We start from the raw sequence: 25,160 nt of genomic DNA, 5'->3' as shown, positions 1-25,160 counted from the left end.
CCAGACCAGAGGTGCCTCCCATGGCCGAGTTCTCCCTCGAGCTCAACGACGACCAGAAGCAGATCCGCGACTGGGTCCACGAGTTCGCCCGTGACGTCATCCGCCCCGCCGGTGAGGAGTGGGACGAGCGGGAGGAGACGCCCTGGCCGATCATCCAGGAGGCCGCCAAGATCGGGCTGTACGGCACCGACTTCATGGCCCAGGCGATGATGGGCGACCCGACCGGGCTCACCATGCCGGTCGCCATGGAGGAGATGTTCTGGGGGGACGCCGGCATCGCCCTGTCGATCTTCGGCTCGGGCCTCGCCGCCGCCGGCATCGCCGGCTCCGGCACCCCCGAGCAGGTCATGGAGTGGGTGCCGCAGTGCTACGGCGACGCCGACGACGTGAAGCTCGGCGCCTACTGCGTCTCCGAGCCCGACGCCGGCTCCGACGTGTCGTCGCTGCGCACCCGCGCCGTCTACGACGAGGCCACCGACGAGTGGGTCCTCAACGGCACCAAGGCGTGGATCACCAACGGCGGCATCGCCGACGTCCACGTCGTCGTCGCCTCGGTCGACCCCGAGCTGAAGGGCCGGGGCCAGGCGAGCTTCATCGTCCCGCCCGGCACCAAGGGGCTGTCGCAGGGGCAGAAGTACAAGAAGCACGGCATCCGGGCCTCCCACACCGCCGAGGTCGTCCTCGACGACGTGCGCCTGCCCGGGCGGATGCTGCTCGGCGGCAAGGAGAAGCTCGACGCCAAGCTGGCCAAGGCCCGCGAAGGCGCCCGCACCGGCGCCAAGCAGCCGGCGATGTCGACGTTCGAGTCGACCCGCCCCGCCGTCGCCGCGATGGCCGTGGGCATCGCCCGGGCCGCCTACGAGTACGCCCTCGACTACGCCAAGGAGCGCGAGGCGTTCGGCAAGCCGATCATCATGAACCAGGCGATCAGCTTCATGCTCGCCGACATGGCCACCGAGATCGACGCCGCCCGCCTCCTCGTCTGGCGCGCGGCGTGGCTCGCCAACAACGGCGGCTACACCAACGCCGAGGGCTCGATGTCGAAGCTCAAGGCCGGCCGCACCGCGGTGTGGGTCACCGAGCGGGCCATTCAGATCCTCGGCGGCTACGGCTACACCCGCGAGTACCCGGTCGAGCGCTTCCACCGCGACGCCAAGATCATGGACATCTTCGAGGGCACCGAGCAGATCCAGCAGCTCGTCATCGGCCGGGCCATCTCCGGCATGCGCATCGAGTAGCGCTCCCGTCGCGCTCGACCGGCCACCACCCTCGGGGCCGGTCGAGCCGCTGGAGGAGCAGCGACCCGCTGGCGACCAGGGCCAGCCACGTCAGACCGACGATCCAGCCGCTGAGGACATCGGCCGGCCAGTGCACGCCGAGGTAAACGCGGGATGTCCCGACGGCGAGGGCGACGACCGCCACAGCTGCGACGGCGGCGGCGCGTCGACGTGAGCTGCGCGTGGTCAGGACGACGGCCAACGCCAGCCCGCCGTAGCAGGCGACCGCCTGCGACGAGTGCCCCGAGGGGAAGGCGTGGCCGGCGGCCTCGACCAAGCGACCGTCGGCCATCGGCCGCTCCCGTCCGACGACCTCCTTCAGCACCTCGGTGACGAGCATGGCGCCCAGGCTCGAGGCGACGAGGGCGGAAGCCGGACCCCGCCGCCGGGCGGCGACGAGCGCCACGGCAGCGGCCGCCGCCACCGTGCCGGCGATGGCGTAGTCGGCCAGGCGGGTCGTGAGCCGCATCAGCGCCGTGACCCATGGGGTCCGGCGCTCGGCGATCCATCGTGCGACCTCTGCGTCCGGTGACGACGCCCCCTCCTCGGAGGTGACCGCATCGACCAGCTCGACGAACGCCGCACCGGCCGTGAGCGACACCAGCACGGCGAACCCGAGCGTGCCGATGACGAAGGTCAGGGGCGACGCGGCGTCAACGCGGTCGCGCAGGCGGATCAGCAGCTGGCGGATGACCTGGTCCTAGTCGATCCTGCGCTGCTCCTGCTGGCGGGCGAGGTTCGGCTCGCCGCTCTCATCACCGTCGGACCTCCGCCGACCAGGGGGTGGTGCAGGATCTCCACCCCGACCTGGCCGCCTTCGCCGTCGCGCACGCGCCCGATGTCCTCGCCGTCCTCGACCCCGAGTGGCGCCTCGCCTGGCTGGGCGGCGCCACCGCCAAGGTCGGCCCCGAGCTCGACCGCGCCCTCGGCCGGCCGCTCCTCGACTACGTCCACCCCGACGACGTCGTCCAGGCCACGGGCGCCCTGGCCGAGGCGTCCTCCAAGCCCGGGTTCCACCAGGCGACGGTGATCCGGATGCGGCGGGACGACGCCCGGCTCGTGCGCCTGCGGGTCACCGCGACGACTGTCCCCCGACCCGACGGCGACTGGCTCGTCCTGTGCGGTCGGGGTGAGGAGGACGACGTCGCACTGGAGCTCCGCCGCCGGGAGCTCGGCGCAGCCGTCGCCCGCGTCTCGGAGATCTGCGCCGGCGTCCGGTGGTACGAGCTCCACGAGCTGGTCCCGGCCGGCCTCGAGCAGGTGGCGTCGATCGTCGGCGCCGACCGGATCGAGCTGGTGACGGTGGCCCACGACCGCGCGGGCGGACCCGCGGCTGCCGTGGCGCTCGCGTGGGTCGCCGACGACGATGCCACCGTGGGGACGACGCGCCTCGTCGCCGGCATCGACGACCTGCGGGACCAGCCGTGCGTCCGCAGCGACGTCGGCGACGGCGGAGAGAAGGTCGCCGAGGTCTGGTACGACTCGGCCAACGGCGGGTCCGGCGTCGTGCGGCTGCACTTCCCGGACGGGTTCCCACGGTGGGAGGACGCCAACAGCGACCACGTCCGTGTCCTCGGGTCGGTCCTCGCCTCGACCGCGCACCGCTGCGGGGAGGAGGAGCAGTCCCACCACCACGCCACGCGCGACGCGCTGACCGGACTGCTCAACCGTCGAGGCCTCCTCCGCGAGGCCACCACCTGGGACGACCCCCTCCCCCGGGAGCCGGTCGCGGTGGTGTTCGTCGACCTCAACGGGTTCAAGGCCGTGAACGACGCGCTGGGACACGGCACGGGCGACGACGTCCTGCGGGCGACCGGCGATGCCCTGCGCCACGCGGTCCGGGCCGACGACCTCGTCGCGCGGCTCGGTGGCGACGAGTTCGTCGTCGTGGTCCCCGCCACCCGCGAGGACGCCGGCGAGCTGACCGAGCGGATCCGTCGGGCCCTGGACACGGTGGGCGAGCGCTGGCCGGGCATCTCCGCGGCGGTCGGTGTGAGCATCGGGGGATCGGACGAGGACGCCCTCGACGACCTGATCGCCCGGGCTGACGCCGCGATGTACTCCGACAAGCGCAGCAGCGGTCAGCCGGAACGCCGCGCCTGAGCTCAGACGAACGGCTCGAGATCGAAGCGGCCCCACGCCAGGAGCACGAACAGGCCGAGGAAGACGACGTCGCCGACGAGCGAGACGACCTCGCCCCGGCGGAGGCGGGTGGCACCCGCGCCGGCCATGAACAGGGCGAGGCCGCACGCTGCCACCGGGACCAGACCGGGGGCCACGTCGCCCACGGCGGGGAGCAGCAGCCCGAGGCCACCGAGCACCTTGATCACGCCGATCCCCTTCACCTGGCCGGGCGTGAAGTCGTCCACCCAGTGCTGGCTCTCGTGGATGCGGCGGTAGCGCTCCTTCGGCAGGAGGACCAGGGTGGTCCCGGCAAACGTGAAGGCGACGCCGAAGAACCCGGCGATGATCCAGAGCAGAGCGTTGAGGGTCATGAGGTGGCTCCGTGGGTCGGGGGGAGGTGACGACGACCTGACGAGCCGCCACGGGAGATCGTGAGGTCGGGCCGACACCTCACGTCCGCGGCCCCTCACTCGTCGAAGATGCATGGCAAGGAGGGATCCCATGGCCGACACCGACGACGGACCCCGCGAGCCCGAGGACGACGGTGCCGTGGCGCGCGAGCGGCGGCACCTGCTGAACGTCGGCTATCGCCTCCTCGGCTCGCTGACCGAGGCCGAGGACGCCGTCCAGGAGACCTACGCCCGGTGGTACGCCCTGTCCGAGGAGCAGCGTCGGGCGATCGAGTCGCCGGTGGCCTGGTTGACGACCGTCGCCAGCCGCATCTGCCTCGACCAGCTGAAGTCCGCCCGGGCGCGGCGTGAGCGCTACGTCGGTGAGTGGATCCCCGAGCCCCTGCCGCCACTGGGGTTCGACCTGGCAGAGCGCGTGACGCTCGACGAGTCGGTCAACATGGCCCTGCTCGTCGTGCTCGAGGCGATGACGCCGGCCGAGCGGGTGGCGTTCATACTCCACGACGTCTTCCGCTACCCCTTCGCCGACATCGCCACGGTCGTCGGCCGGTCGGCCGAGGCGTGCCGCCAGCTGGCGACGTCCGCGCGGCGCCGCGTCGAGCGCTCGGGGCGTACCGGCGCACCGTCGGCGAAGGACACGGCGATCGTCGACGCGTTCCGCCGGGCGTGGGAGGCCCAGGACGTCGCCGCCCTCGTCGACCTGCTCGACCCCGACGCCACGGTCGTGGCCGACGGGGGCGGGCTGGTCAACGCGGCGCGCCGCCCGATCACCGGTGGCCCGCGCCTGGCTCGCTACCTCGCGAACCTGGCGAGCAAGCGGGACGAGCTCGGCCTCGAGCTGGTCGAGACCACCGTCAACGGGCGTCCGGGCCTCGCCGGCCGCATCGCCGGCGAGACGGTGGTGGTGCTCGCCGTCGGGATCGAGGGCGCGCGCATCCGCAACCTGTGGGTGGTCGTCAACCCGGAGAAGCTGAGCGCGTGGAACGCGTCGACACCGAGCCGCTGACCCACGGCGCGCGAGGCGGCTGCGCTGTACAACGTGTGGATGCCGTCGCTCCACACCTACCGCTCGATGAAGGGGATGGTCTGCTCGGTGGACCACCTCGCCTCGCAGGCCGGCATCGCCGTGCTGCGGGCGGGCGGGAGCGCGGCCGACGCCGCCGTCGCGATGAGCGCGGTGCTCGCCGTCACCACCCAGCACATGTGCGGGATGGGCGGCGACCTGCTCGCGCTCGTCCACCACGCCGACGGGTCCGATCCGGACTGCCTGAACAGCAGCGGTCGAGCCGGCCGCGGGGCCGATCCCGAGCGGTTGCGGGCCGCCGGGCACACCCGCATGCCGCTCGACGAGGAGATCCAGACCGTGACCGTCCCCGGCTGTGTCGACGGGTGGCTGGCGCTCCACGAGCGCCACGGGCGTCTCCCGCTGGCCGAGGTGCTCGAACCGGCCCGGGCGTACGCCGCCGAGGGCTTCCCCGCGTCGCCGCACCTGGCGGCCACCGTGCCCCGCATCCTCCACGTGGACGGCGCCGACGACTACCGGCGGGGACCGATCCGGCCGGGCACGATCATCACCCGGCCGGGCGTGGCGCGCACGCTCGCCGCGATCGCCGATGGCGGGCGGGCGGCGTTCTACGAGGGCGAGTTCGGCGAGGGCCTCCTGCGGGTCGGCGACGGGCTGTTCTCGGCCGAGGACCTCCGGCGCTCCCAGGCCGACTGGGTCGAGGCGCTCGGGCTGGACGTGTGGGGCCACCGCACCTGGACCGTGCCGCCGAACAGCCAGGGCTACCTGTCGCTCGCCGCCGCCCGCATCGCCGAGCTCGCGGGCATGAGCCCGGGCGACGCCCCCGAACCGGGCACGGCCGAGTGGGTGCACCTGCTCGTCGAGGCCAGCCGGCTCGCCGGACATGACCGACCGGCGGTGCTGCACGACGCAGCCGACGGGTGCTCGCTGCTCGCCGACGAGCGGCTCGTGCCGCGTGCGGCGCGGATCGACCCCGACCGGCGAGGCGACCTGCCGCCGCTCGCCGAGGGCGGCGGCACGATCTACCTCTGCGCCGCCGACGGCGAAGGCCAGGCGGTGTCGCTCATCCAGTCCAACGCCAGGGGATGGGGCGCGCACATCGCGGTGCCCGAGGTCGGCATCTTCCTCCACAACCGGGGGCTCGGCTTCTCGCTCGAGCCCGGGCACCCGGCCGAGCTGGCGCCCGGTCGACGGCCGCCGCACACGCTCTCGCCCGCGCTCGTGCAGCGGACCGACGGGTCCCTGCGGGCCGTGCTCGGGACGATGGGCGGCGACACCCAGCCCCAGGTGGTGCTGCAGATGCTCGCCCGGCTGCTGCTGCACGACCAGAGCGCCGGGCGGATCGTGCCCGCACCACGCTGGCGGTTGGGCAGCGGCGGGTTCGACACGTGGGCGGACGGCGGCCCGGGCACCGTGGCGATCGAGGACGACGCGCCGCCGGCGTGGGCCGAGGGGCTGGCGGCACGTGGCCACGTCGTCGAGCGCGACCCGGCGTGGAGCACGGACCACGGCCACGCGCATCTCATCGAGCGCGGCGAGGACGGCGTGCTCGCGGGGATGCACGACCCGCGCGCGCTGACGGGCGGCACCGCCACCTGGTGACGCGCCTGCGGGCGCGTGGGGGCTCGGTCTGTGGGCGGTTCGGTGTCACACCCCCTCGGTAGAGTCGAACGTACGTTCGACCGTAGCGGAGGCGGCACCGTGGACACGAGAGCAAACGCCACCGAGCCGGTGGCGGAGATGGCAGCGGAGCGGCTCGAAGCCGAGATCGTCGCGTTGGCGGGCCGGCTGTCGGCGGGCACCTACGAGCTGTTGGTCCTCGTCGGCGAGCTCGACGCCCGTGGCACCTGGGCGGCGTGGGGTGCCCTGTCGTGTGCGGCGTGGCTCGCCGAGGTCGCCGACATCGACATCGGCACCGCCCGCACCCAGGTCCGCGTCGCCCGCGCCCTGCGCCACCACGACGTGCTGGACGCCGCCATGCGGACCGGTGAGGTCTCCTACGCCAAGGCCCGCGTCCTGGTCCCCCACCTCACCGACCACGACGCGGTCGTCCTGGTGGAGCTCGCCGCGTGCACCCCGGCAGGTCGGTTGGGCGCCGCGATCGCCGCATGGTCACGCCGCCACGAGGACCCCGACGAGATCGACCGACGCCACCACACCCAACGATCCCTCACGTGGCGCACCGACCCCGACGGCATGGTCACCCTCACCGCCCGACTCACCCCCCAACAAGCCGCCACCGTCACCGCCGCGATCGACCACCAGGTCATGACCAACCACGCGCCCGCGGGCGCGTCGCTGCGCCAACAACGCGCCGACGCCCTCGCTGACACCGTCACACACGGCGGGACCGTCACCGCCGAGGTCGTCATCCACGTCCGCGGCGACCAACCCACCCTCCTCGCCGACGGCACCCCCATCTCCGACCACGCCGTCGCCGCGCTCCTCCCCGACGCGTTCGTCTCGCTCCTGCTCTGCGACACCGCCCGCCACCCCATCGACGCCAGCCCCCGCCGACGCACCCCCACCCGCCGCCAACGCCGCGTCCTCGACCAGACCCACCCCGAGTGCGCCCACCCCGGCTGCAGAGCTACGCACTTCCTCCAGTACGACCACATCCAGCCCTACACCGACGACGGCCCCACCACCCTCGACAACCTCCAACGCCTCTGCGGACCCCACAACCGCGCCCGCGCCCGCGGGCGCGGGGCGGGTCAGCCGGCGCCGCAGGCGGAGGGGACGGGCGCCAGGGAGGTGATCTCGTAGTGGAAGAAGTCCGTGTCGCCCCATCCGACGCGGCCGGCCACCGGGACCCGCATGCCGGCGACGTCACCCTCCGCCTCAGCGGTCATGCGGAAGTCGTGCCAGCCGAACGTCCCGGCGCCGTCGGGGTCGCCCCAGCGCCGGTAGGTCATGGCGAGCAGCTCGCCGTCCGCGCCGACGACCAGGTCGGCGTCGACCGGCTCCTGGCCATCGACGGCGAAGGTCACCGTGGCGTGGCGGTCGTCGTCGGCCCGCCACTCCGCGCCGAACCGGGGCAGCAGCACCGTCGGGAGCCACGCCGCCTCACCTGCGGCTCGTCCGGCGGCGCTGCGGCTGACGTCCGCGCCCTCGGCGTGCACGAGCGGGACGCGGCCGAGCAGTCGCCAGTCGAGCGCGCCCTCACCGTCGGCGTAGTGGTCCGAGCCGACGATCACCCCGCCGACCCTGGCCGACCACACGAACCCCTCCAGCGGGGCGAGCACCTCGCGGGCCCGGAACCGGAGCCACCGGCCGATGCGGATCCGGCCGGCCATCTCGATGCGGGCGGCGCGCGCGATCGGCGTCCCTGGGGGCGCGGCGTGGCGCAGGTACCGCGCCGCCGGCTCGGGCAGGCCCGCCAGGTCGTCCTCGCTGACGACGTCCGCCAACGCGGGGACGGCGAGGCGAGCCTCGAGGGCCGGGAGGTCGATCATCGGTCCTCCATGATCGACGTGACGACCAGCCACAGCCCGAGCAGCGATGCCACGAGGAACAGCACCATCGCGATGCCCGGGTACCCGAGGATCGTCCAGTCGGACTCGATGCGCATGAGCATGGCGGCGCCGATGATGAGGGCCGCGACGACAAGGCCGGAGGTCAGGCGGTTGGCCAGGGCGCGTGCGGTCCGCATCAGCTCGGCCTCGTCGATGCCGCGGACGTTCAGGGTCATCTGCCCCTCGGCCAGCGCATCCATCACCTTGTTGACCCGACCGGGGAGCCGCTCGACGAACTCCTTTCCCTCCATGGCCAGGGAGAGGAGCGCCGCCGGGGAGGCGGCCGACATCATCCGTCGCTCCACGATCGAGGCGACGTGGCGCTCGATGAGCTCGTTGGGGTCGAGCTCGGGGTCGAGCAGGCGCACCACGTGGTCGAGGTTCAGCAGCGCCTTGCCGACCAGCGTGAGCGTCGACGGGGGCCGCAGGCCGCAGTCGGCGGCGATCGCCGCCAGCTCGCCCACCACGCGGCCGGCGTCGAGCTCGGCCATCGTGATGGTGCGGTAGGTGTGCACCAGATGGCCGATCCGCTCCCGGAACTCCGTCTCGTCCCACGAATCGAGCGGGGTCGACATCTCGCGCAGCTCGACCGCGACCTTCGGCGCGTCGCCGTCGCTCAGCGCGCCGAGGAGCCGGATCACGTGGTCCTGGGTGGCCTCGTCGAGGTGGGCGACCATGCCGAGGTCGATGAGCCCGAGCCGACCGTCGTCGGTGAGCATCACGTTGCCGGGGTGCGGATCGGCGTGGAGGAAGCCGTGGAGGAGGATCTGCTCCAGGTACGCCCGGAACAGCTGCTCGGCCAGCGCCGCGCCGTCGACGTCGAGGCGCCCGACGGGGGTGAGGGCGGCGACGCTGCGGCCCTCGACCAGCTCCATCGTCAGCACCGCCGAGGTCGTGTAGTCGTCGATGGGTTGGGGCACCCAGATGAGGTCGAGCTCCGCCAGGTGCTCGCCCATCAGTCGGAGGTTCGACGCTTCGCGGCGGTAGTCCAGCTCGGCCATCGTCGTGCGGCGGAACTCGCGGGCCAACGATCGGAAGCCGAGCTGGCGGCCGGTCCTCGTGTGGTCGGCGGCGAAGCCGGCCAGCTCCTCGATGACGTCCATGTCGTCGACGACGCGCTCGCGGATCTCCGGCCGTTGGACCTTCACCGCCACCGGACGCCCGTCGCGCAGCACGGCGCGGTGCACCTGGCCGAGCGACGCGGACGCCAGCGGCTCGTGGTCGAAGGACCGGAACCCCTGGGACATCCGCACACCGAGCTCCCGCTCGACGACCTGCTCGACCTCGGCGAAGGGGATGGGCTCGACCGCGTCGCGCAGGTCGGCGAGGGCGTCGAGGTACACCGGCGGCAGCAGGTCGGCGCGGGTCGAGAGCGCCTGGCCGAGCTTCACGAACGTCGGGCCCATCGACTCGAGCTCGTCCACCAGGGCTCGGGCGTCCTCCTCGGTGGCGAGGTCGTCGTCGGCGTCGACGGGCGGCGGATCGCCCAGCGGACCGAACGTGGCCGAACGGCCGTGCTTCACGAGGAGGGCGGCGATGCGTGCGTAACGTCCGAGGTGGCCCACGCGCAGAGATGTGCTCATGGGCCCCGCCCCTACCCCGTGGGGTGGAGATCCTCCCCTCCCCACGCGTCACAGATCCGCACCCCACCCGTCGTACCTCGTGAGGACGGACCGGCCGTCCCCACCACAGGAGGTACCACCATGGCCCCCCGCATGACGTTGCACGAGATCGCTCCCGCGGGCGTGCGCGCCGTCCACGCGCTCGAGACCGAGGTGCGGGCGCACATCGATCACCGTCTGATGGAGCTCGTGAAGGTCCGGGCCTCGATCATCAACGGCTGCGCCTACTGCGTCGACATGCACGGCACCGACCTGCTCGACGGCGGCGAGGACGTGCGCCGGGTGCTCGCCGTCACCACCTGGCGGGAGTCGCCCTTCTTCACCCCGGCCGAGCGCGCCGCTCTGGCGCTGACCGACGCCGTCACCCGCCTCGGCGAGCACGGCGTGGACGACGACGTCTGGGCGGCGGCGGTCGACGCCCACGGGGAGGAGGGCACCGCCTGGCTGCTCCTCGCCATCGCGACCATCAACGTCTGGAACCGGGTCGCGGTCCCCACCCACGCCCAACCCCCGGGACTGGCCGCGGCATGAACGTCGAGGTGGACGAGGCGCGCCTCCGGGCGGTGGCGGTCGGCGTCGCGTACCGGATGCTCGGCAGCCGGACCGACGCCGAGGACCTCGCGCAGGACGCCCTCGTGCGGTTCCTGCGCGCCACGACGAGGGAGCCGGCGCGCAATGCCGAGGCCCTCGTCACCACGATCACCACCCGCCTCGCCCTCGACCACCTCCGGTCGGCCCGGGTCGCCCGGGAGACCTACATCGGCCCGTGGCTCCCGGAGCCCGTGGTCGACGATCCGCTCCGCGACCCGGATCGCGCTGCGGAGCTCGCCGCCTCGGTCTCGTTCGCGATGCTCGTCGTGCTCGACTCGCTGTCGCCGGCCGAGCGCGCCGCCTTCGTGCTGCACGACGTGTTCGGCTGGGGCTACCGCGAGCTGACCACGACGCTCGACCGCTCCGAGGCGGCCTGTCGACAGCTCGTCTCGCGGGCCCGACGGAGCCTCGCCGCGAACCACGGGCAGGGAGGCGTCCGGGCCGACCCCGAGGAGCACGAGGTGCTCCTCGACCGCTTCCTCCGCGCCGCACGCGGCGGGGACGTCGACGGCCTGCTCGAGCTGCTGGCGCCCGACGCGGTGCTCGTCAGCGACGGCGGCGCCGACGTGCGCGCGGCTCGCCACCCCATCGTGGGCCTGGAGCGCATCGCCCGCTTCCTCCGGCGCGTGGGCCCCGCCGCGCTCGGCGCCGGCACGATCGAACGGGCCCGGCTGAACGGCGAACCGGGGTTCGTGGTGCGCACCCCGACGGGCACGCACCTGGCCGGCACGATCGAGGTGCACGGCGGTCGCATCACCGCGATCCGTTGGGTGCTGAACCGCAGCAAGCTGCGCTGGGTCGACACCTGACGTGGGATCATCGACGCCATGTCCGAGGCCCCCACCCCCGTCCGTCCTGCGGCCACCGTGGTCCTGCTGCGGGACGAGCCGGGCGGGGTCGAGACGCTGATGCTGCGACGCAGCTCCAAGGGCGCGTTCGGTGGCATGTGGGTGTTCCCCGGCGGCCGGGTCGACGACGACGACCGCACGGACGACGACCCCGACGACGAGGTCCCGGCCCGGCGCGCCGCGGTGCGGGAGGCGATCGAGGAGTGCGCGCTGCGGCTCGAGCCCCACGAACTGGTGCCGTTCTCCCACTGGACACCGCCGCCGGAGACGCCCGTGCGCTTCGCCACGTGGTTCTTCGTCGCCCGCGCCTCCGACGGTGACGTCCTCGTCGACGGCCACGAGATCCACGACCACGCCTGGCTGTCACCGCGCGAGGTGATGGCCCGACGGGACCGGGGCGAGGTCGACCTCGCCCCGCCCACCTTCGTCACCCTTCACGACCTGGCCGAGGCCGGCACCGTCGACGAGGTCATCGCCATGGCGGCGGCCCGGCGACCGATCCCCCGCTACGAGACCCGGTTCGGGCGGGGCGGCGACGTCCAGGTGTGCATGTGGCACGGCGACGACGGCTACGACACGGCCGACGCCACGGTGGGCGGGGCCCGCCACCGCCTGTGGATGCGCCCCGACGGCTGGGTCTACGAGCGCAGCTGAGGCCGCGACCGAGCCCACCCGCCCCGTCCGCGAAGCTGTCGGCGTGCCTCCCCCGCCCGAGACCGGAACCTCGCCGCGCGTCCGCGCCCGTCGCCTCCCCCGGATCGCCGTCGGCGTCGGCCTCGCCGTCGTGGTGGCGGTCCTCGCGTGGTCGGTCGTCGAGTCGGGCGACCAGGCGCTGTCGATCCCCGAGGCGCTCCTCCTCGGCGTGGTCGAGGGCATCACCGAGTACCTCCCGGTCAGCTCGACCGGCCACCTGAACGTCGTCAACGACCTCCTCGGCCTCACCGACACCGAGGCGGGCACCGACGCCGCCAACGCCTACGCCATCGTCATCCAGCTCGGCGCCATCCTCGCCGTGCTCGGGCTCTACCGGCAGCGGATCGCCCGGACGCTGCGCGCCGTGCTCGTCCCCCGCAGCGACGACGACGACGGTCGCCGGCTGGCGCTGGCGCTCGTGGCTGCCTTCGTGCCCGCGGGGCTCACGGCGTTCGTGTTCGGCGACCTCATCAAGGACCGCCTCTTCGGCATGTGGCCGACCCTGGTCGCCTGGTTCGTCGGCGGCCTGGTCATCTTGTGGTGGAGCCGCAAGGGACGCAGCGGCGATCGGCCCCTCGACGACATCACGCTGCGCGACGGGCTGATCATCGGCGTCGTCCAGATCCTCGCCCTGTGGCCCGGCGTCAGCCGCAGCCTGGTGACGATCATCGCCGCGATGAGCCGCCGGTTCGGCGCGGTGGCGGCGGTCGAGATCAGCTTCCTGCTCGGCCTCATCACCCTGGGCATCGCCACCGTCTACGAGGGGTGGGACTCGGGCGGCACGATCGTCGACGAGTTCGGGCTCGCCGCCCCCCTGGTCGGCCTCGCGGCCGCGCTGGTGTCCGCAGCGGTCGCCGTGCGGTGGCTCGTCACCTACCTCGAGCGCCGCGGCCTCGAGGTGTTCGGGTGGTACCGGATCGCGATCGCCGTCGTCGGTGCCGGCCTCCTCGCTGCCGGCGTCATCTGAGCGTTCCGGCCGGCGCTCAGTTCGCGAGGCGGGACCGCAGCAGCTCGCGGGTGCGGGCGATCTCGTCGCGGTCGCCGACGCAGGCGGCGACGAAGTCGGTCACGCCGATCTCGGCCAGGTGGTCGATCTGGCGCGCCACCTGCTCCTCGTCGCCGACGAGGGCCACGTCGCCCGGTCCGGCGGCGCCCTCCATGTCAAGCATCGCCCGGTAGGAGGGCAGCTGGCCGTAGATGGTGAGCGTGGCGCTGGTGCGCTCGCGGGCCCCGTCGGGATCGTCGGTGACGCAGATCGGCAGGGTGCACACGACGCGTGGCGCGGGCCGTCCCGCGTCCGAGGCCGCGGCAGTGAGCTTCGGCACGATGTGGCTCTCGATCGTGTCCGGTCCGGTCATCCAGAGGATGGTGCCGTCGGCGACGGCGCCGGCCAGGTGGAGCATCCGCGGTGCGAGCGCGGCGAGCAGCACCGGCGTCTCGTGCTCGCGCGGGCCGGACATGGCGAGCTCGGCCTTCATCGTCTCGCCGGTGAAGCTGGCCCGACCCTCTCGCAGGAGCGGCAGCAGGATCTCGAGGTACTCGCGCATGTGGCGGGCCGGCTTGTCGAACGAGTAGCCGAACATGTTCTCGATGACCATCTGGTGCGACAGGCCGATGCCGAGGGCCAGGCGCCCGTCGAGCGCCGCCTGCACGGTGAGCGCCTGCTGGGCCAGGGTGGCCGCGTGGCGGGGGTAGGTGGGCACGACGGCGGTGCCGAGCTCGATGCCGGGCACCTCGCGACCGGCGACGGCGAGGGCGGTGAGGGCATCGAGCCCGAAGATGTTGGCCATCCACGCCGAGTCGAAGCCGTCGGCCGCCGCGCCGGCGATCTGCTCCCGCAGCCGGTCGAGGGCGTCGGGACCGGAGGCCTCCGTCAACGACAGGCCCATCCGCATGCGGTTCTCGGTCACGTGCTCGTCCCCCGTGGTGCGCGATCTGCTGGTGCGCCGACAGTAGACGGGACGGGGGACCGTCCCGTCACGGCCGTGTCTGCCACCATCGGAGCGTGGACCGACTGCGCCGACCGCCGCCCGACTTCCGACGCGCCGAGGTGGTGGCGGTCGACCGACGCACGCCGCGGCTGGTGCGGCTGACGCTCGCCGGGGACGACCTCGTCGGCTTCGACGCCCCCGAACCGGCGGCCAGCCTGCGGCTGCTCCTGCCGCGCGAGGGTCCGGGCACACCGCTCGAGCTGCCGTCGTGGAACGGCAACGAGTTCCGCTTCGCGGATGACGCGCGCCCGCCGATCCGCACCCTCACCCCGCTGTCGCCCGACCCCGAGCACGGGCGCGTCGAGGTGGAGGTCGTGCTGCACGGCGACGGCGCGCTGTCGCGCTGGGCCGAGGCGGAGCCGCTCGGCGACGAGGTCGCCGTCTCCGGCCCGGGCCGCGGCTTCGTCCCCGACCCCGAGGTCGCCCGGCTGCTGCTGGTGGGCGACGAGTCCGCGGTGCCCGCCGTGGGCCAGCTCCTCGAGTGGCTCCCGCCGGCCGTCCACGTCGACGTCGTCCTCGAGGTGGTCGACGACGACGCCGAGCCGTCGCTCCCGGGACGCGACGGCACCGAGGTGGTGCGGTGCGTCGCGGCACCCGACGACCCACCCGGCGCGGCGATGCTCGCCGCGATGCAGGAGCAGCCCCTCATCGACGACGTCGTGGTGTGGGCCGCCGGCGAGGCGGCGGCGGTGCAGAAGCTGCGCAAGCTGCTCGGCGAGCGGGGCGTGCCACGGAGCCGCACGGTCGTGCGCGGCTACTGGAAGCACGGCCGTGCCGGCGCGGGCAGCTGAGCGCGGCGAGCGCGGTGCTCAGCGGGCCGAGGCGGCGTCGCGCACCATGGCGGCGGCGAGCGGCAGCGACCCGTCCAACGCCGTGGCGACCGCGCCGAGCGTGACGGGGACGACCTGCTCGGGCAGCCCGCGTGCGGACAGCACGGCGTCGAGCCAGGTGACGTACTCGTGGAGCAGGTCGACGTCATCGACGAGCAACGCCGCGGACGTGAAGCCGAGCAGGTAGCCGAGGTCCTCGCGGGTGCGGTGCACCTGCTCCTCGTCGTAGGAGGCGACGGCGGGGAACGCGGCGACGAGCGCCGCCATCGAGGCATCGACGAGGTCGGCGGAGGTCCGCTCGATCGTGCGGTGCTCGCCGTAGCCGGCATGGGTGAGCGGCGGGGCCGGATCGGTGAACCGGGACCAGGTGCCGAGCACCTCGACCGCACCGACGGCGCTGCCGGCCCAGGCGTTGGCGCCGAGGAGGAGCGCCCGGCGGTCGTCGGTGCCGAAGCCGCGCCCACCGGCGAGCACAGGGGTGCCGGTCTCCCGGGTGGCCTCGATGACCCGGCGGGCTCCGCCGAGGTTGAGCGCCACCGAGCAGCTGAGGAGGAGGCCGTCGGGACCGAGGTCGTGCAGGTACCGGGCGAGCTGGGCCGCTGGCACCGACGGACCGAGGAACGTCACGTCCCACCCCGACCGGCCGACGATCTCGGCGATGACGCGCAGGGCCAGGGTGTGCCACTCCCCTTCCACGCACACGGCGACGAGGGACCCCTGCGAGGTCGGTCGCTCGGGCCCGGCCAGGGCACCGAGCGCGGCGAGGACCGCTTCGCTCGCCCCGGTGGCGGCGTGCTCTTGGGCCACCGACCACTCGTTGCGCTCCCAGCGGCGTCCGACCTCCACCTGGGCGCGGCACACCAGCTCCTCGACGACCTGGTCGAGCGAGCGGCCCGCAGCGATGAGCTCGGACGCGACGCCGACCGCGCCGTGCGGGTCGCCGGCCACGAGCCGGGCGAGGTAGCGCTCCATCACGACGTCGGTCACTCGGCCACCAGCTCCCACCGGCGCACACCGGCGGCGCGGGGTGCGGGGTCGTCCGGCATCCGCGCGTGCGACCGGCCGTGGGCGTCGCTGCGCATGTACGCGACCCAGTCCTCACGGGCGTCCCACCACGAGACCATCAGGTACTGGCCAGGGCGCGTGACGTCGCGCCACACCTCGAGGTGGCGGAACCCGGGCCATCCGTCGACCGCGCCGAGGCGGTCACGGAAGGCGCCCTCGAGGCCGTCCGCCCCGTCCACCTCGACGTGCACCTCGCTCGACACGACGAACGCCGGCTCGCGCGGCTCAGGCATCGGACCCTCCCGGCACCCGCACGACGACGACGGCGATGTCGTCGGTCTGGTCGCTGCGCACGAAGTCGGCGACCTCCTGCAGGACGTGCTCGGCGACGGCGTCGGCGCTCAGGCCACGCGACTCGGCCAGCGTCTGGCGCAGCCGGGGCTCGCCGAACTCCCGTCGATCGACCCGGGCCTCGATCACGCCGTCGGTGTAGAGGACGAGCGAGTCGCCGGGGCCGAGGTGCACCGCCACGTCGGTGAGCCGCGGCTCGGGGAGCACCCCGAGGAGCGTGCCGCGCACCGGCACCTCCTCGACCGCGCCGTCGGCGCGGAGGACGAACGGCGGCGGGTGCCCGCCCGACGCGATCGTGACGTCGGCGCCGCCGAGCGTCGGCTCGACGTTGGCGTAGACGACGGTGCAGTGGCGAGACCCGTCCTCGGAGAGGATCGTGTCGTTGAGCGCGGCCAGCACCCCGCTGGGGGCATCGGCCTGGATCGCTGCGGTGCGCACGGAGTGGCGGGCGAGCCCCGTCATCGCCGCGGCGCCGAGGCCCTTGCCGCAGACGTCGCCGACGACGACCGCCCACCGGTCGCCACCGGTCGGGAACACGTCGTAGAAGTCGCCGCCGATCTCGCTCACCATCACGAGCGGGCGGTAGCGGGCACCGACGTCGAGGTGCGGGATGTCGGGCAGCAGCGCCGGCAGCAGCGACTGCTGGAGCATGCGGGCGACGAGGCTGCGGTCGCGGTAGAGCGCGGCGTTGTCGAGGGCGATGGCCGCCCGCCGGGCGAAGGCCTCGGCCAGGCGGAGGTCGGCGGCGCCGAAGGGCTCCCGGCCGGTGCGACGCAGCAGCACCAGCGCGCCGAGCGTCACCCCCCGGGCGCGCAGCGGCACGACCATGGCCGACCCGAGCTCGAGGTCGCGGAGGGTCGACCAGGCCGCACCCTCCGGGACGGCCGCGCCGGGATCGACCACCTGGTGGAGCTCGGCGCTCCCCGTGCGCCACGCCCTCCGGGTGAGGGCCGCCGCGGTCGAGACCGGCACGTCCTCCTCCGCGACGTGGTCGACCCCGCCGTCGTCGGTGACGACCGCCCCCGTGCGGCGCAGGACGCGGCCCTCGACGAACCCGACGGTGCACGCGTCGGCCATCCGGGGCACCACCAGCTCGGCGATCAACGCCATCGTGCGTCCCAGGTGCAGCGACCCCGACAGGCGGTCGCTCGCCTCCCCGAGGAGGGAGGTCTCGGCTGCGGCGCGGTCGTCGCCTCGGAGGAGGAGCACGGAACCGCCGCCGTCCGGGGTCGGGCGTCGGTCGACCTGCACGCCGGCAGCGGCCGCGATCCCTTCGACGAGGTCCGCCGTGGCGCCCACGAGCTCGGTGGCCGGCCGTTCGAGCAGCTCGACGGCGGCAGGGTTGGCCCACGCCACCCGGTCGTCCTCGTCGACGATCACGATGCCCTGGGGCACCGCCGACATGACGATCCACGGATCGGTGCCCGGCGGCGCGGGGAGGAGGGCGTCGTCGAGGGGCATCCGGACACGAGGGTACCGGCGGATGCCCCGGATCCCAGGGGACGTGGGCGGACCTCACCCGAGGGGCGATCGCCGGGCCCTCAGGACGACGTCGTCGACGTGGTGCGACGCCGAGGCCGCACCGGGGGGTCGCGGCCGGGTCTCGTGGACCTCGACCTCCCAGGCGTCGTCGCCGTGGAGCGCAGCCAGGACGTCCTCCACCCGCACGTAGGCGTCGGGGTCGAAGGGGCGGCTCTGGGTGCGCGTGTCGACCGGGACCCGCATCGGTTCGAGGTCGTGGCTGACCACGACGAGCGTGCCCCCGGGAGCGACGGCGTCGAGCAGGTTGCGCACGCCGCGCCCGTCGGGCGTCCGGGGGATCGACGCGTACTGCGCGGACACCAGGTCGAAAGCGCCCGGTGCGAACGCATCCAGGGCGTTGGCGTCGACGTGGCGCAGCTGGACGGGCAGCCCCCGCCGCTCGGCCTCTGCCGCCACCCGCGCCAGCGCACGACTCGAGATGTCGCTCGCCGTCACCCGCCAGCCCTGTTCGGCCAGCCAGATCACGTCACCGCCCTCGCCCGCCCCCACGTCGAGCGCCCGCCCGGGACGCATGCCGGCCACCTCGGCGACGAGCGACCCGTTCGGGTTGCCGCTCCACATCGGCTCGCCGCCGTAGCGGTGGTCCCAGTCGACCTCGTTCGCCGATGGTCGGGCCGCGGCGTGCAGGTCCTCCACGGCGAGGGCGGCGCTGATGATCCCGCCCACCCGGCTGCCGGCGGCGGCGGACGGCAGGACCTGGAGGCTCGGGTCGGTCACGTTGCCGGCGGCGAAGAGGCCGGGCACGGACGTCGCACCCGTCGCGTCCACCTCGACGACCTCGCCGAGACCGCTCGGGTGCGGGACCGCGACGAGGCCGAGCGACGCGAACGGCTCGAGGCGGGGCCGGAACCGGGGGCCGACGGCGACGGCGTCGGCGGCGACCCGTGCGCCGTCGTCGAGCTCGACGGCTGCGACATGACCGTCGTCACCGGCGACGACCCGCCGCGCGCGCACCGACCGCACGTCGACGCCGGCGGCGCGCAACGCGGCCACCTCCGGGGCGTCGGGCTCGACCCCGTCGTGGAGCACCACCACGAGGCGTCGGGTCAGCTGGCGGAACAGCGCAGCGGGGTGCAGGCCGGCGGGGTGGGTCACGAGCTGGACGATGCGTCGGTCGCGCACCTCGTAGCCGTGGCAGAACGGGCAGTGGATCACGTCCCCGCCCCAGTGCTCGGCGAGCCCGTCGATGTCGGGGAGCTCGTCGACGATCCCGGTGGCGGCCAGGACCCGTCGCGCGACCACCACGTGGCCGCCGGTGAGCTCGACCCGGAAGCGGCCGTCGTCGGTGCGGCGCACCTCGACGGCCCGGCCAGGCACCACCTCGACGCCGTAGCTGCGCACCTCCTCGCGACCGATCGCGACCAGCTCCGACGGCGGGAGCCCCTCGTGGCCGAGGTAGCTGTGCATGTGCGAGGCCGGGGCGTTCCGCGGGTCGCCGGCGTCGACGACGATCACGGAGCGACGCTGGCGCCCGAGCTGGAGGGCGGCCGCGAGCCCCGCGGCCGAGCCGCCGACGACGGCGACGTCGCAGTGGCGTTCGACGGTGGTGGGTCGGTGTGCGCTCATGGGATGGACGCTACGGTGCCTCCCGCCAGCTGCAACTGAGCTTGCAGCATTCGCAAGACGACGGAGTGGAGCCCATGACCGACCTCCCGGCGATCGAGCACCTCGTCCGCACCCGGCTGCGCAGCCTGCGCCAGACGATGGGCCTCTCGCTCGACGAGCTCGCCGCCCGGACCAACCTCAGCCCCTCCACTATCAGCCGCATCGAGACGGGCAAGCGCACGATCAGCCTCGACGTCCTCCTGCCTCTCGCCACCGCGCTCCAGGTCGGCCTCGACGCACTGCTCGACGTGCGCGCCGACGACGACGTCGTCATCCGCCCGGTCCCCACGAGCTCGGGCGGTCACACCGTGTGGATGCTCAGCCAGCCGACGAGCAGCACCACGGCCATGAAGATGCGGATCGAGCCGACCACCCGCCGCCCGGAGCAGAAGGTGCACCCCGGGCACGACTGGCTGTTCGTCGTCGACGGGCGGGTCCGCCTGCTGCTCGGCGAGCGGGAGATCCTCGTCGAGACGGGCGAGGCCGCGGAGTTCGCCACGATGACGCCGCACGCGATGGAGGCCGTCGACGGTCCGGCGGAGGTGGTGATGATCGTCGACCGCGACGGCCAGCGGGCCCACGTCCACTCGGGTTGAGGCGCCCTCAGCCGCCGAGCGACGACAGCGCCCGACCGAGCAGGCCCTCCATGTGGCGGAGCACGGCCGGTGGCCGCGGGAACCGCTCCGTCCACCACATGGCGTCCACCAGCATGACGACCTCGATCCAGGGGTCGATCCCGAGCCCCGTCCGCTCGCGCCACACCGCCTCGAGGCGCTCGGCGGCGTCGACGCCGAGCTGCACCAGCACGTTCGTCCGGCAGTGGACCACGTCGACCGAGGGCGGTCCGATGCTCGCCGACGGCCAGTCGACGAGTCCCGAGACCTCGCCCCGGCGCCACAGGACGTTCCCCGGGTGCAGGTCTCGGTGGAGGAACACGTCGGTGGCGCTCTCCGGGCGGGGCTCACGCGCGAGGGCGACCGCGGCGTCCCACGCCCCACGATCCCGGAGCCACGGCGGCGGGTCCCACGACGCTGGCGCGTACGGGCGGAACGGCTGGACCTGAGCGACCGCCACCGGGTGCGCGTGGACGAGCGCCATCAGGTCGACGAGGCGGGTGAGCCACCCGTCGAGGTCCGAGGGCGCCCACTCGACCCGCCCGGCGAGGTGCGACATGGCGACGGCGGGGACGTCGGCGTCCCGACCCTCCTCGTCGACGGCGAGCAGGCGTGGGGCCGGCAGCTCGGAGCCGTCCAGCAGCGCGAGCACCTCGGCCTCCCGACGGACGATGCCCGGGTCCTCCTCGAGGACCCGGGGCACGGCGTAGCGGCGCAGCACCACCGTGCGCCGCTCGCCGTCCGGGGCGACGAGGCGCACGGCGTGGACGTCCGACGTGGTCGCACCGGCCAGGGCCTGCACCCGCGCCACCCGGCCGCCCGTGACCGCCTCGAGCCACCGGAGGGTCGCCGGCGGGGGTCGCTCGCCCATGTCCGGCACGCTAGGAGAGACGCACGTCCCGCTGCGTCCGGGGGCACACTGGCGCCATGAGTGCGACCTCGGCCCCCGAGCCGGTCATGCCGGCAGCGTTCCTCGGCCACGGCAGCCCGATGAACGCCCTCGACGCCAACCGCTACACCGAGGCGTGGCAGACGTTCGGGGCCACGGTGCCCCGCCCCCGGGCGATCCTCGCGGTGTCGGCGCACTGGTACATCAACGCCACCGCCGTCACGGCGATGGCCCGGCCGCGCACGATCCACGACTTCTACGGCTTCCCCGACGAGCTGTTCGCCGTCGACTACCCGGCCCCGGGGGACCCGGAGCTGGCCGCCGAGGTCGCCGACGTCGTGCACCCGACGTGGGTGGGCCAGGACGAGGACAGCTGGGGCCTCGACCACGGCACCTGGTCGGTGCTGACCCACGCCTTCCCCGAGGCCGACATCCCGGTCGTGCAGCTGGCGGTGAACGCCCAGAAGCCGCTCGACGACCACGTCGAGCTCGGCGCCCGGCTCGCGCCGCTGCGCGAGCGCGGCGTGCTCGTCGTCGGCAGCGGCAACGTGGTGCACAACCTGCGGATGGTCGACTGGGGCCGTCCCGACGCGGCCTACGACTGGGCGCGGTCGTTCGACGAGGCGGCGCGCGAGGTCCTACGTGACGACCCGTCCCAGATCGGTCGCCTCCAGGACCACGACGCCTACGACCTGGCCGTCCCGACCCCCGACCACTTCCTGCCCCTCGCCTACCTCGCGGGCCTGGCGGCGTCCGCCGGTCGCCCGACCTCGACCCTGGTCGACGGGTACGCCATGGGATCGATCTCGATGACCGCCTACGGGCTCGACGTGCACGGCGACTGGACCGGAGGCGGCGAACCGGCGACGGGCGAGGGCCACGACCAGCGTGGCGCCGACCGCCCCGCCGACCAGACCAACCTCTAGCCGATGGGACGCCGTCGACTCGCCGGGATCGTCGTCGGCCTCCTCGTGGCGCTGGTCGCAAGCGGCGCGGTGGTCGCCCGCGGCTCGGACGACGGCGCATCCCCGTCGAGCCCCGCCGACGCCGAGACGACGACCACCACCAGCGCACCGCCCACCTCCACGACCGGCGCACCGCCCACCACGACGACGACGGTCGTCGACGAGTCGACCATCCTTCTCGTGTGGACCTCCGGCGGCCTGCCACCGGGCTTCGCCGACGCCGCCGCGGCCCGTCCCGAGGTCGAGCGCACCACCGTCGTGCGCGGCGGCCAGGCCGACCTGACGGCCTCGGCGCAGGCCGACGGCACCGCCGTGGACGCCGCACCACCCGGCTGGGCGTACCCCCTCGACACCGTCGCCGTCGCACCCGGCACCTACGCCGGCTTCGTCAACGACCCCGTCGACCGCGAGCTGATCGACGGCCTCGACGTCGGCGAGGGCCTGCTCACCGCCTCGTCGGCGGAGCTGCGTGGCGTCGACGTCGGCGGGACCTTGGCGCTCGAGGGCGGCACCGTCACCGTCGTCGGGATCGTCGGGGACCGCAGCGGCGCCGAGGCCGAGCTGGTGGTCCACGTCGACGACGCCGACCGGTTCGGCGTGGGCGTCGAGCGGTTCCTGCTCGCCGTCCACGACCCGACCCAGCGACCGACCCTCGACGCCGCGCTCACCGAGCTGGCCGGCACCAACCCGGTGAACATCCGCACCACCGCCGACACGACCCGGCTGCGCCACGGCGACAGCGTCGTACCGACCGTGCAGATCAAGCTGGCCTTCGGCGAGTTCGCCTACCGGGACCTGTCGGGCCGCCAGGTCGAGATCGACCCGGCGTGGGTCGCGGAGAACATCGTGACCGAGCAGGTCCCGATCCTCGGTCCCGTCCGGTGCCACCGGGCGATGATCGAGCCGCTGACGAGCGCGCTCGGCCAGTTGCAGGCCGAGGGCCTCGCCCACACCGTCGACCCTGCGACCTACTCCGGCTGCTGGAACGCACGTCGCATGCTCCCCGGGGCTCCGTTGTCGAAGCACGCGTGGGGGCTGGCGGTCGACGTGAACGTCGACGGCGACCCTCGTGGGGACTTCGCCACCCAGCACCCCCGGTTCACCGAGCTCATGGTCGAGGCCGGCTTCGAGTGGGGCGGGGACTGGCGGTACCCGGACCCCGCCCACTACGAGCTCGACCCCTGACCGGCCGACAGGAGGTCAGGACAGGGCGGCGTCGACGATGGCGCGGGCGTGGAGCGCGGTGGTCGGGAAGACCGGCACGGGGCTGTCGGCGGCGCGCACGAGCAGCTCGATCTCGGTGCAGCCGAGGATGACCCCCTCGGCCCCGTCGGCGACGAGGCGGCCGATCACCTCCGCGTAGGTGCGGCGTGACGCGTCGAGGACGACGCCACGACACAGCTCGTCGTAGATGACCCGATGCACCTGGGCCCGATCGTCGGCCGCAGGCACGACCACGTCGAGGCCGTGTGACGCCACCCGATCCCGGTAGAAGGCCTGCTCCATCGTGAACGCCGTGCCGAGCAGGCCCACGCGGCCGAGGCCGGCGGCGCGCACCGCGTCGGCGGTGACGTCGGCGAGGTGGACGAAGGGCACGTCGACCGCCTCCTCGATCGAGTCGGCGACCTTGTGCATCGTGTTGGTGCACAGCGCGACCAGCTCGGCGCCCGCGCCCACCAGGCGCCGGGCGGAGCCGGCGAGCAGCTCCCCCGCCTCGTCCCAACGGCCATCCACCTGCAGGGCCTCGACGTCGGCGAAGTCGACAGAGTCGAGGACGAGGCGCGCCGAGTGCAGCCCGCCGAGCCGGTCGCGGACGTCCTCGTTGATCAGGCGGTAGTAGGCCGCAGTGCTCTCCCAGGACATGCCGCCGATGAGTCCGATGCGCCGCATGGCTGCATCATCGCGGACCTCAGGAGGCGGCCCGGACGCGCTCCCGCTCGAGGACGGCCGCCGCCGTCGCCGCGTCGTCGATCGTGACGACGAACCGGCGGCCATCGACGAGGTCGATGCGGAGGCCCTCGCCCTTGCGGAGCACCACGGCCGCCTGACGGAACAGCCGGACGCTGCCGCGGTACCCCCAACCGCCCCACTGCGACGGGACGACCTCGATCGCCGCGGCCGAGGCGATCCGGTCGAGGGGGATGCGCGTGCGCGGCCACGCCCACCAGCCGTAGGTGACGGTGAGGCCCCGGTGGTCGGCGAACACCTGGATGCGCGACAGGATGCTCGTCGCCGCACCGGCCACGGCGACCGTGAGGCCGACGCCGATCGATCCCACCGCAGCGGTGACGACGCCGGCGACCACCGTGGCGCCGGACGCCAACGCCGCCCAACCGACCGACAGCCCGCGGGTCCACGCCACCTGGGTGCCCTCGGGCGCGTCCAGCGGCGGGGTCGGCGCCGGGCGTTCGTCGACGGAGGGGAGCGAGGAGGCCGCCCAGGCCGCGACGGCACCGACGGCGAGGGAACCGAGGATCACCAGCGCGATCTCCCACACCGGGGGACCGGCGACCTCGCGCCAGTCCTCGGCGCCCTGGTTGGCGAGGAGGATCGAGACGAGGGGCAGGGCGAGGACGGCGCCCACCGCGGCGGCGCCTCCGGCGAGCACCGGGCCCTGGTTGCTGCGCAGCGGTCGCGGCCACAGCGCGAGGGCCACCAGGGCCACGGCGGCGACGAGGACCGTGGCACCCACCACCGCGACGAGCGCCGTCCGTCCGACCGAGCTCGTCGGCGTGCCGCTGCCGTCCCACCGCGTCGCCAGGGGGTCGGGGAGCTCGCCGATGGCGACGATCGGCAGCACGGTCGCCAGGACGAGCGCCAGGGCGACGACGATCAGCACGGATCGACCCACTGCGGGGCGCGGGGCGAGGGTCACAGCAGCTCCTTCAGGTGGGCGACGACGGCGTCGTCGGTCATGCCCCGGCGGCGCGCCGCGGCGATGTAGGCGGTGGCGAGCTCGACCAGCGGGGCGACGTCGGGGGCCGCGGCCGACACGGTGACGCCGCGGCCCCGGCGCATCTCGACCAGGCCCTCGTCGCGCAGCTCCTGGTAGGCGCGCAGCACCGTGTGCATGTTGACGCCGAGCGACGCGGCGAGCTCCCGCGCCGGCGCCAGGCGGTCGCCGACGCGGAGCGAGCCGTCGGCGATGGCGTGGCGGACCTGGCCGGCGATCTGGGAGAAGAGCGGCAGGCTCGCCGACTCGTCGATCTGGATGAGCACATGTTCGAGTGTAGCTAGAACAAGCCAGCACTCCACATGGCCTCG

General features: G+C 74.1%; 26 protein-coding genes. 13 read left to right on the top strand and 13 right to left on the bottom strand.

Annotation, left to right across the window (positions count from 1 at the left end; all coding sequences use genetic code 11):
- Window positions 1-20: 20 nt before the first annotated feature.
- Complete coding sequence (locus GH723_RS03755) at window positions 21-1,238, top strand: acyl-CoA dehydrogenase family protein (protein WP_153758390.1); 1,218 nt, start codon at window positions 21-23, stop codon at window positions 1,236-1,238.
- On the opposite strand, the gene GH723_RS03750 is transcribed toward GH723_RS03755, so the two are convergent.
- Window positions 1,201-1,884 carry a phosphatase PAP2 family protein gene (locus GH723_RS03750; protein ID WP_153758389.1) on the bottom strand — a complete coding sequence of 228 codons (684 nt, stop codon included), beginning with the start codon at window positions 1,882-1,884 and terminating at the stop codon, window positions 1,201-1,203. The genes GH723_RS03755 and GH723_RS03750 overlap by 38 nt on opposite strands.
- Window positions 1,885-2,063: 179 nt before the next feature.
- On the opposite strand from GH723_RS03750, the gene GH723_RS03745 reads away from it, so the two are divergent.
- Window positions 2,064-3,380 carry a sensor domain-containing diguanylate cyclase gene (locus GH723_RS03745; protein WP_153758388.1) on the top strand — a complete coding sequence of 439 codons (1,317 nt, stop codon included), beginning with the start codon at window positions 2,064-2,066 and terminating at the stop codon, window positions 3,378-3,380.
- 2 nt (window positions 3,381-3,382) lie between these two features.
- On the opposite strand, the gene GH723_RS03740 is transcribed toward GH723_RS03745, so the two are convergent.
- The gene (locus GH723_RS03740; RefSeq protein WP_153758387.1) at window positions 3,383-3,772 is read right to left on the bottom strand and encodes a DoxX family protein; all 390 of its coding nucleotides are present in this window, start codon (window positions 3,770-3,772) and stop codon (window positions 3,383-3,385) included.
- Between the two features lie 130 nt (window positions 3,773-3,902).
- Between GH723_RS03740 and sigJ (GH723_RS03735) the strand changes: the two genes are divergently transcribed.
- From sigJ (GH723_RS03735) to GH723_RS03725, 3 genes are all read left to right on the top strand, one after another.
- Window positions 3,903-4,817 (top strand): RNA polymerase sigma factor SigJ, encoded by a 915-nt coding sequence (gene sigJ, locus GH723_RS03735; RefSeq protein ID WP_153758386.1) that lies wholly within the window; start codon window positions 3,903-3,905, stop codon window positions 4,815-4,817.
- A 39-nt stretch (window positions 4,818-4,856) separates the two neighbouring features.
- Window positions 4,857-6,437, top strand: coding sequence for a gamma-glutamyltransferase family protein (locus tag GH723_RS03730; RefSeq protein ID WP_153758385.1), 1,581 nt, complete (start codon window positions 4,857-4,859; stop codon window positions 6,435-6,437).
- Window positions 6,438-6,536: 99 nt separating this feature from the next.
- On the top strand, window positions 6,537-7,601 hold the full coding sequence (locus GH723_RS03725) for an HNH endonuclease signature motif containing protein (protein WP_153758384.1): 1,065 nt from the start codon (window positions 6,537-6,539) through the stop codon (window positions 7,599-7,601).
- Here the strand turns inward: GH723_RS03725 and GH723_RS03720 are convergent.
- Together GH723_RS03720 and GH723_RS03715 are read right to left on the bottom strand one after the other, a co-directional pair.
- Window positions 7,550-8,290: a DUF6544 family protein gene (locus GH723_RS03720; protein WP_153758383.1), complete on the bottom strand. Its 741-nt coding sequence runs from the start codon at window positions 8,288-8,290 to the stop codon at window positions 7,550-7,552. The genes GH723_RS03725 and GH723_RS03720 overlap by 52 nt on opposite strands.
- Window positions 8,287-9,933 carry an ABC1 kinase family protein gene (locus tag GH723_RS03715; protein WP_153758382.1) on the bottom strand — a complete coding sequence of 549 codons (1,647 nt, stop codon included), beginning with the start codon at window positions 9,931-9,933 and terminating at the stop codon, window positions 8,287-8,289. The genes GH723_RS03720 and GH723_RS03715 overlap by 4 nt, the downstream gene beginning before the upstream one ends.
- A gap of 132 nt (window positions 9,934-10,065) precedes the next feature.
- Between GH723_RS03715 and GH723_RS03710 the strand changes: the two genes are divergently transcribed.
- Genes GH723_RS03710 through GH723_RS03695 form a run of 4 tightly spaced genes read left to right on the top strand, consistent with a single transcriptional unit; the run spans window position 10,066 to window position 13,071 of the window.
- Entirely contained in the window at window positions 10,066-10,503 is a 438-nt protein-coding gene (locus GH723_RS03710) for a carboxymuconolactone decarboxylase family protein (RefSeq protein WP_153761062.1), read from the top strand.
- Window positions 10,500-11,372 (top strand): RNA polymerase sigma factor SigJ, encoded by an 873-nt coding sequence (gene sigJ, locus GH723_RS03705; RefSeq protein ID WP_153758381.1) that lies wholly within the window; start codon window positions 10,500-10,502, stop codon window positions 11,370-11,372. Before GH723_RS03710 ends, sigJ (GH723_RS03705) begins: the two co-directional genes overlap by 4 nt.
- Before the next feature lie 18 nt (window positions 11,373-11,390).
- A complete protein-coding gene (locus GH723_RS03700; protein ID WP_153758380.1) occupies window positions 11,391-12,065 on the top strand; it encodes an NUDIX hydrolase in 675 nt (224 codons plus the stop codon).
- Window positions 12,066-12,108: 43 nt separating this feature from the next.
- Complete coding sequence (locus GH723_RS03695) at window positions 12,109-13,071, top strand: undecaprenyl-diphosphate phosphatase (RefSeq protein ID WP_229023037.1); 963 nt, start codon at window positions 12,109-12,111, stop codon at window positions 13,069-13,071.
- Between the two features lie 16 nt (window positions 13,072-13,087).
- Here GH723_RS03695 and GH723_RS03690 read toward each other — a convergent pair whose 3' ends face one another.
- On the bottom strand, window positions 13,088-13,999 hold the full coding sequence (locus tag GH723_RS03690) for an LLM class F420-dependent oxidoreductase (RefSeq protein WP_153761060.1): 912 nt from the start codon (window positions 13,997-13,999) through the stop codon (window positions 13,088-13,090).
- 110 nt (window positions 14,000-14,109) lie between these two features.
- On the opposite strand from GH723_RS03690, the gene GH723_RS03685 reads away from it, so the two are divergent.
- The gene (locus GH723_RS03685; protein WP_195210508.1) at window positions 14,110-14,886 is read left to right on the top strand and encodes a siderophore-interacting protein; all 777 of its coding nucleotides are present in this window, start codon (window positions 14,110-14,112) and stop codon (window positions 14,884-14,886) included.
- A gap of 18 nt (window positions 14,887-14,904) precedes the next feature.
- Here GH723_RS03685 and GH723_RS03680 read toward each other — a convergent pair whose 3' ends face one another.
- From GH723_RS03680 to GH723_RS03665, 4 genes are read right to left on the bottom strand one after another with little or no spacing between them, the layout of a single operon-like run.
- Window positions 14,905-15,912 carry a cobalamin B12-binding domain-containing protein gene (locus GH723_RS03680; RefSeq protein WP_153758378.1) on the bottom strand — a complete coding sequence of 336 codons (1,008 nt, stop codon included), beginning with the start codon at window positions 15,910-15,912 and terminating at the stop codon, window positions 14,905-14,907.
- Window positions 15,909-16,223 carry an antibiotic biosynthesis monooxygenase family protein gene (locus tag GH723_RS03675; protein WP_153758377.1) on the bottom strand — a complete coding sequence of 105 codons (315 nt, stop codon included), beginning with the start codon at window positions 16,221-16,223 and terminating at the stop codon, window positions 15,909-15,911. The genes GH723_RS03680 and GH723_RS03675 overlap by 4 nt, the downstream gene beginning before the upstream one ends.
- Window positions 16,216-17,742 (bottom strand): PP2C family protein-serine/threonine phosphatase, encoded by a 1,527-nt coding sequence (locus GH723_RS03670; protein ID WP_153758376.1) that lies wholly within the window; start codon window positions 17,740-17,742, stop codon window positions 16,216-16,218. The genes GH723_RS03675 and GH723_RS03670 overlap by 8 nt, the downstream gene beginning before the upstream one ends.
- Before the next feature lie 54 nt (window positions 17,743-17,796).
- Window positions 17,797-19,389, bottom strand: a complete 1,593-nt coding sequence (locus GH723_RS03665; RefSeq protein WP_153758375.1) for a bifunctional NAD(P)/FAD-dependent oxidoreductase/class I SAM-dependent methyltransferase — start codon at window positions 19,387-19,389, stop codon at window positions 17,797-17,799.
- A 74-nt stretch (window positions 19,390-19,463) separates the two neighbouring features.
- Between GH723_RS03665 and GH723_RS03660 the strand changes: the two genes are divergently transcribed.
- A complete protein-coding gene (locus tag GH723_RS03660) occupies window positions 19,464-20,024 on the top strand; it encodes a helix-turn-helix domain-containing protein (protein WP_153758374.1) in 561 nt (186 codons plus the stop codon).
- Window positions 20,025-20,031: 7 nt separating this feature from the next.
- Here the strand turns inward: GH723_RS03660 and GH723_RS03655 are convergent, their stop codons facing one another.
- Window positions 20,032-20,913 carry a phosphotransferase family protein gene (locus GH723_RS03655; RefSeq protein ID WP_153758373.1) on the bottom strand — a complete coding sequence of 294 codons (882 nt, stop codon included), beginning with the start codon at window positions 20,911-20,913 and terminating at the stop codon, window positions 20,032-20,034.
- Window positions 20,914-20,999: 86 nt separating this feature from the next.
- Here GH723_RS03655 and ygiD point away from each other — a divergent pair, with 86 nt between their 5' ends.
- The gene (gene ygiD, locus GH723_RS03650; RefSeq protein WP_153761059.1) at window positions 21,000-21,857 is read left to right on the top strand and encodes a 4,5-DOPA-extradiol-dioxygenase; all 858 of its coding nucleotides are present in this window, start codon (window positions 21,000-21,002) and stop codon (window positions 21,855-21,857) included.
- A 3-nt stretch (window positions 21,858-21,860) separates the two neighbouring features.
- Window positions 21,861-23,081 (top strand): M15 family metallopeptidase, encoded by a 1,221-nt coding sequence (locus GH723_RS03645; RefSeq protein WP_153758372.1) that lies wholly within the window; start codon window positions 21,861-21,863, stop codon window positions 23,079-23,081.
- Window positions 23,082-23,096: 15 nt separating this feature from the next.
- Here GH723_RS03645 and GH723_RS03640 read toward each other — a convergent pair whose 3' ends face one another.
- The 3 genes from GH723_RS03640 to GH723_RS03630 are packed head-to-tail and all read right to left on the bottom strand — an operon-like array spanning window position 23,097 to window position 25,115.
- The gene (locus GH723_RS03640; RefSeq protein ID WP_153758371.1) at window positions 23,097-23,786 is read right to left on the bottom strand and encodes an aspartate/glutamate racemase family protein; all 690 of its coding nucleotides are present in this window, start codon (window positions 23,784-23,786) and stop codon (window positions 23,097-23,099) included.
- A gap of 19 nt (window positions 23,787-23,805) precedes the next feature.
- Window positions 23,806-24,771 (bottom strand): hypothetical protein, encoded by a 966-nt coding sequence (locus GH723_RS03635; RefSeq protein WP_153758370.1) that lies wholly within the window; start codon window positions 24,769-24,771, stop codon window positions 23,806-23,808.
- Window positions 24,768-25,115 (bottom strand): GntR family transcriptional regulator, encoded by a 348-nt coding sequence (locus GH723_RS03630; protein WP_153758369.1) that lies wholly within the window; start codon window positions 25,113-25,115, stop codon window positions 24,768-24,770. Before GH723_RS03630 ends, GH723_RS03635 begins: the two co-directional genes overlap by 4 nt.
- Between the last annotated feature and the right edge of the window lie 45 nt (window positions 25,116-25,160).

The organism is Actinomarinicola tropica (assembly GCF_009650215.1).
GTDB lineage: Bacteria > Actinomycetota > Acidimicrobiia > Acidimicrobiales > SKKL01 > Actinomarinicola > Actinomarinicola tropica.
Note: the sequence above shows the minus strand (reverse complement) of the source record. Positions and strands in the feature narration are given on the sequence as shown.

Coding starts and splice junctions, on each gene's coding strand:
- GH723_RS03755 (WP_153758390.1), top strand. CDS start 21: ATGGCCGAGTTCTCCCTCGAGCTCAACGACGACCAGAAGCAGATCCGC.
- GH723_RS03740 (WP_153758387.1), bottom strand. CDS start 3,772: ATGACCCTCAACGCTCTGCTCTGGATCATCGCCGGGTTCTTCGGCGTC.
- sigJ (WP_153758386.1), top strand. CDS start 3,903: ATGGCCGACACCGACGACGGACCCCGCGAGCCCGAGGACGACGGTGCC.
- GH723_RS03730 (WP_153758385.1), top strand. CDS start 4,857: ATGCCGTCGCTCCACACCTACCGCTCGATGAAGGGGATGGTCTGCTCG.
- GH723_RS03720 (WP_153758383.1), bottom strand. CDS start 8,290: ATGATCGACCTCCCGGCCCTCGAGGCTCGCCTCGCCGTCCCCGCGTTG.
- GH723_RS03715 (WP_153758382.1), bottom strand. CDS start 9,933: ATGAGCACATCTCTGCGCGTGGGCCACCTCGGACGTTACGCACGCATC.
- GH723_RS03710 (WP_153761062.1), top strand. CDS start 10,066: ATGACGTTGCACGAGATCGCTCCCGCGGGCGTGCGCGCCGTCCACGCG.
- sigJ (WP_153758381.1), top strand. CDS start 10,500: ATGAACGTCGAGGTGGACGAGGCGCGCCTCCGGGCGGTGGCGGTCGGC.
- GH723_RS03700 (WP_153758380.1), top strand. CDS start 11,391: ATGTCCGAGGCCCCCACCCCCGTCCGTCCTGCGGCCACCGTGGTCCTG.
- GH723_RS03690 (WP_153761060.1), bottom strand. CDS start 13,999: ATGCGGATGGGCCTGTCGTTGACGGAGGCCTCCGGTCCCGACGCCCTC.
- GH723_RS03675 (WP_153758377.1), bottom strand. CDS start 16,223: ATGCCTGAGCCGCGCGAGCCGGCGTTCGTCGTGTCGAGCGAGGTGCAC.
- GH723_RS03670 (WP_153758376.1), bottom strand. CDS start 17,742: ATGCCCCTCGACGACGCCCTCCTCCCCGCGCCGCCGGGCACCGATCCG.
- GH723_RS03665 (WP_153758375.1), bottom strand. CDS start 19,389: ATGAGCGCACACCGACCCACCACCGTCGAACGCCACTGCGACGTCGCC.
- GH723_RS03660 (WP_153758374.1), top strand. CDS start 19,464: ATGACCGACCTCCCGGCGATCGAGCACCTCGTCCGCACCCGGCTGCGC.
- GH723_RS03655 (WP_153758373.1), bottom strand. CDS start 20,913: ATGGGCGAGCGACCCCCGCCGGCGACCCTCCGGTGGCTCGAGGCGGTC.
- ygiD (WP_153761059.1), top strand. CDS start 21,000: ATGCCGGCAGCGTTCCTCGGCCACGGCAGCCCGATGAACGCCCTCGAC.
- GH723_RS03645 (WP_153758372.1), top strand. CDS start 21,861: ATGGGACGCCGTCGACTCGCCGGGATCGTCGTCGGCCTCCTCGTGGCG.
- GH723_RS03640 (WP_153758371.1), bottom strand. CDS start 23,786: ATGCGGCGCATCGGACTCATCGGCGGCATGTCCTGGGAGAGCACTGCG.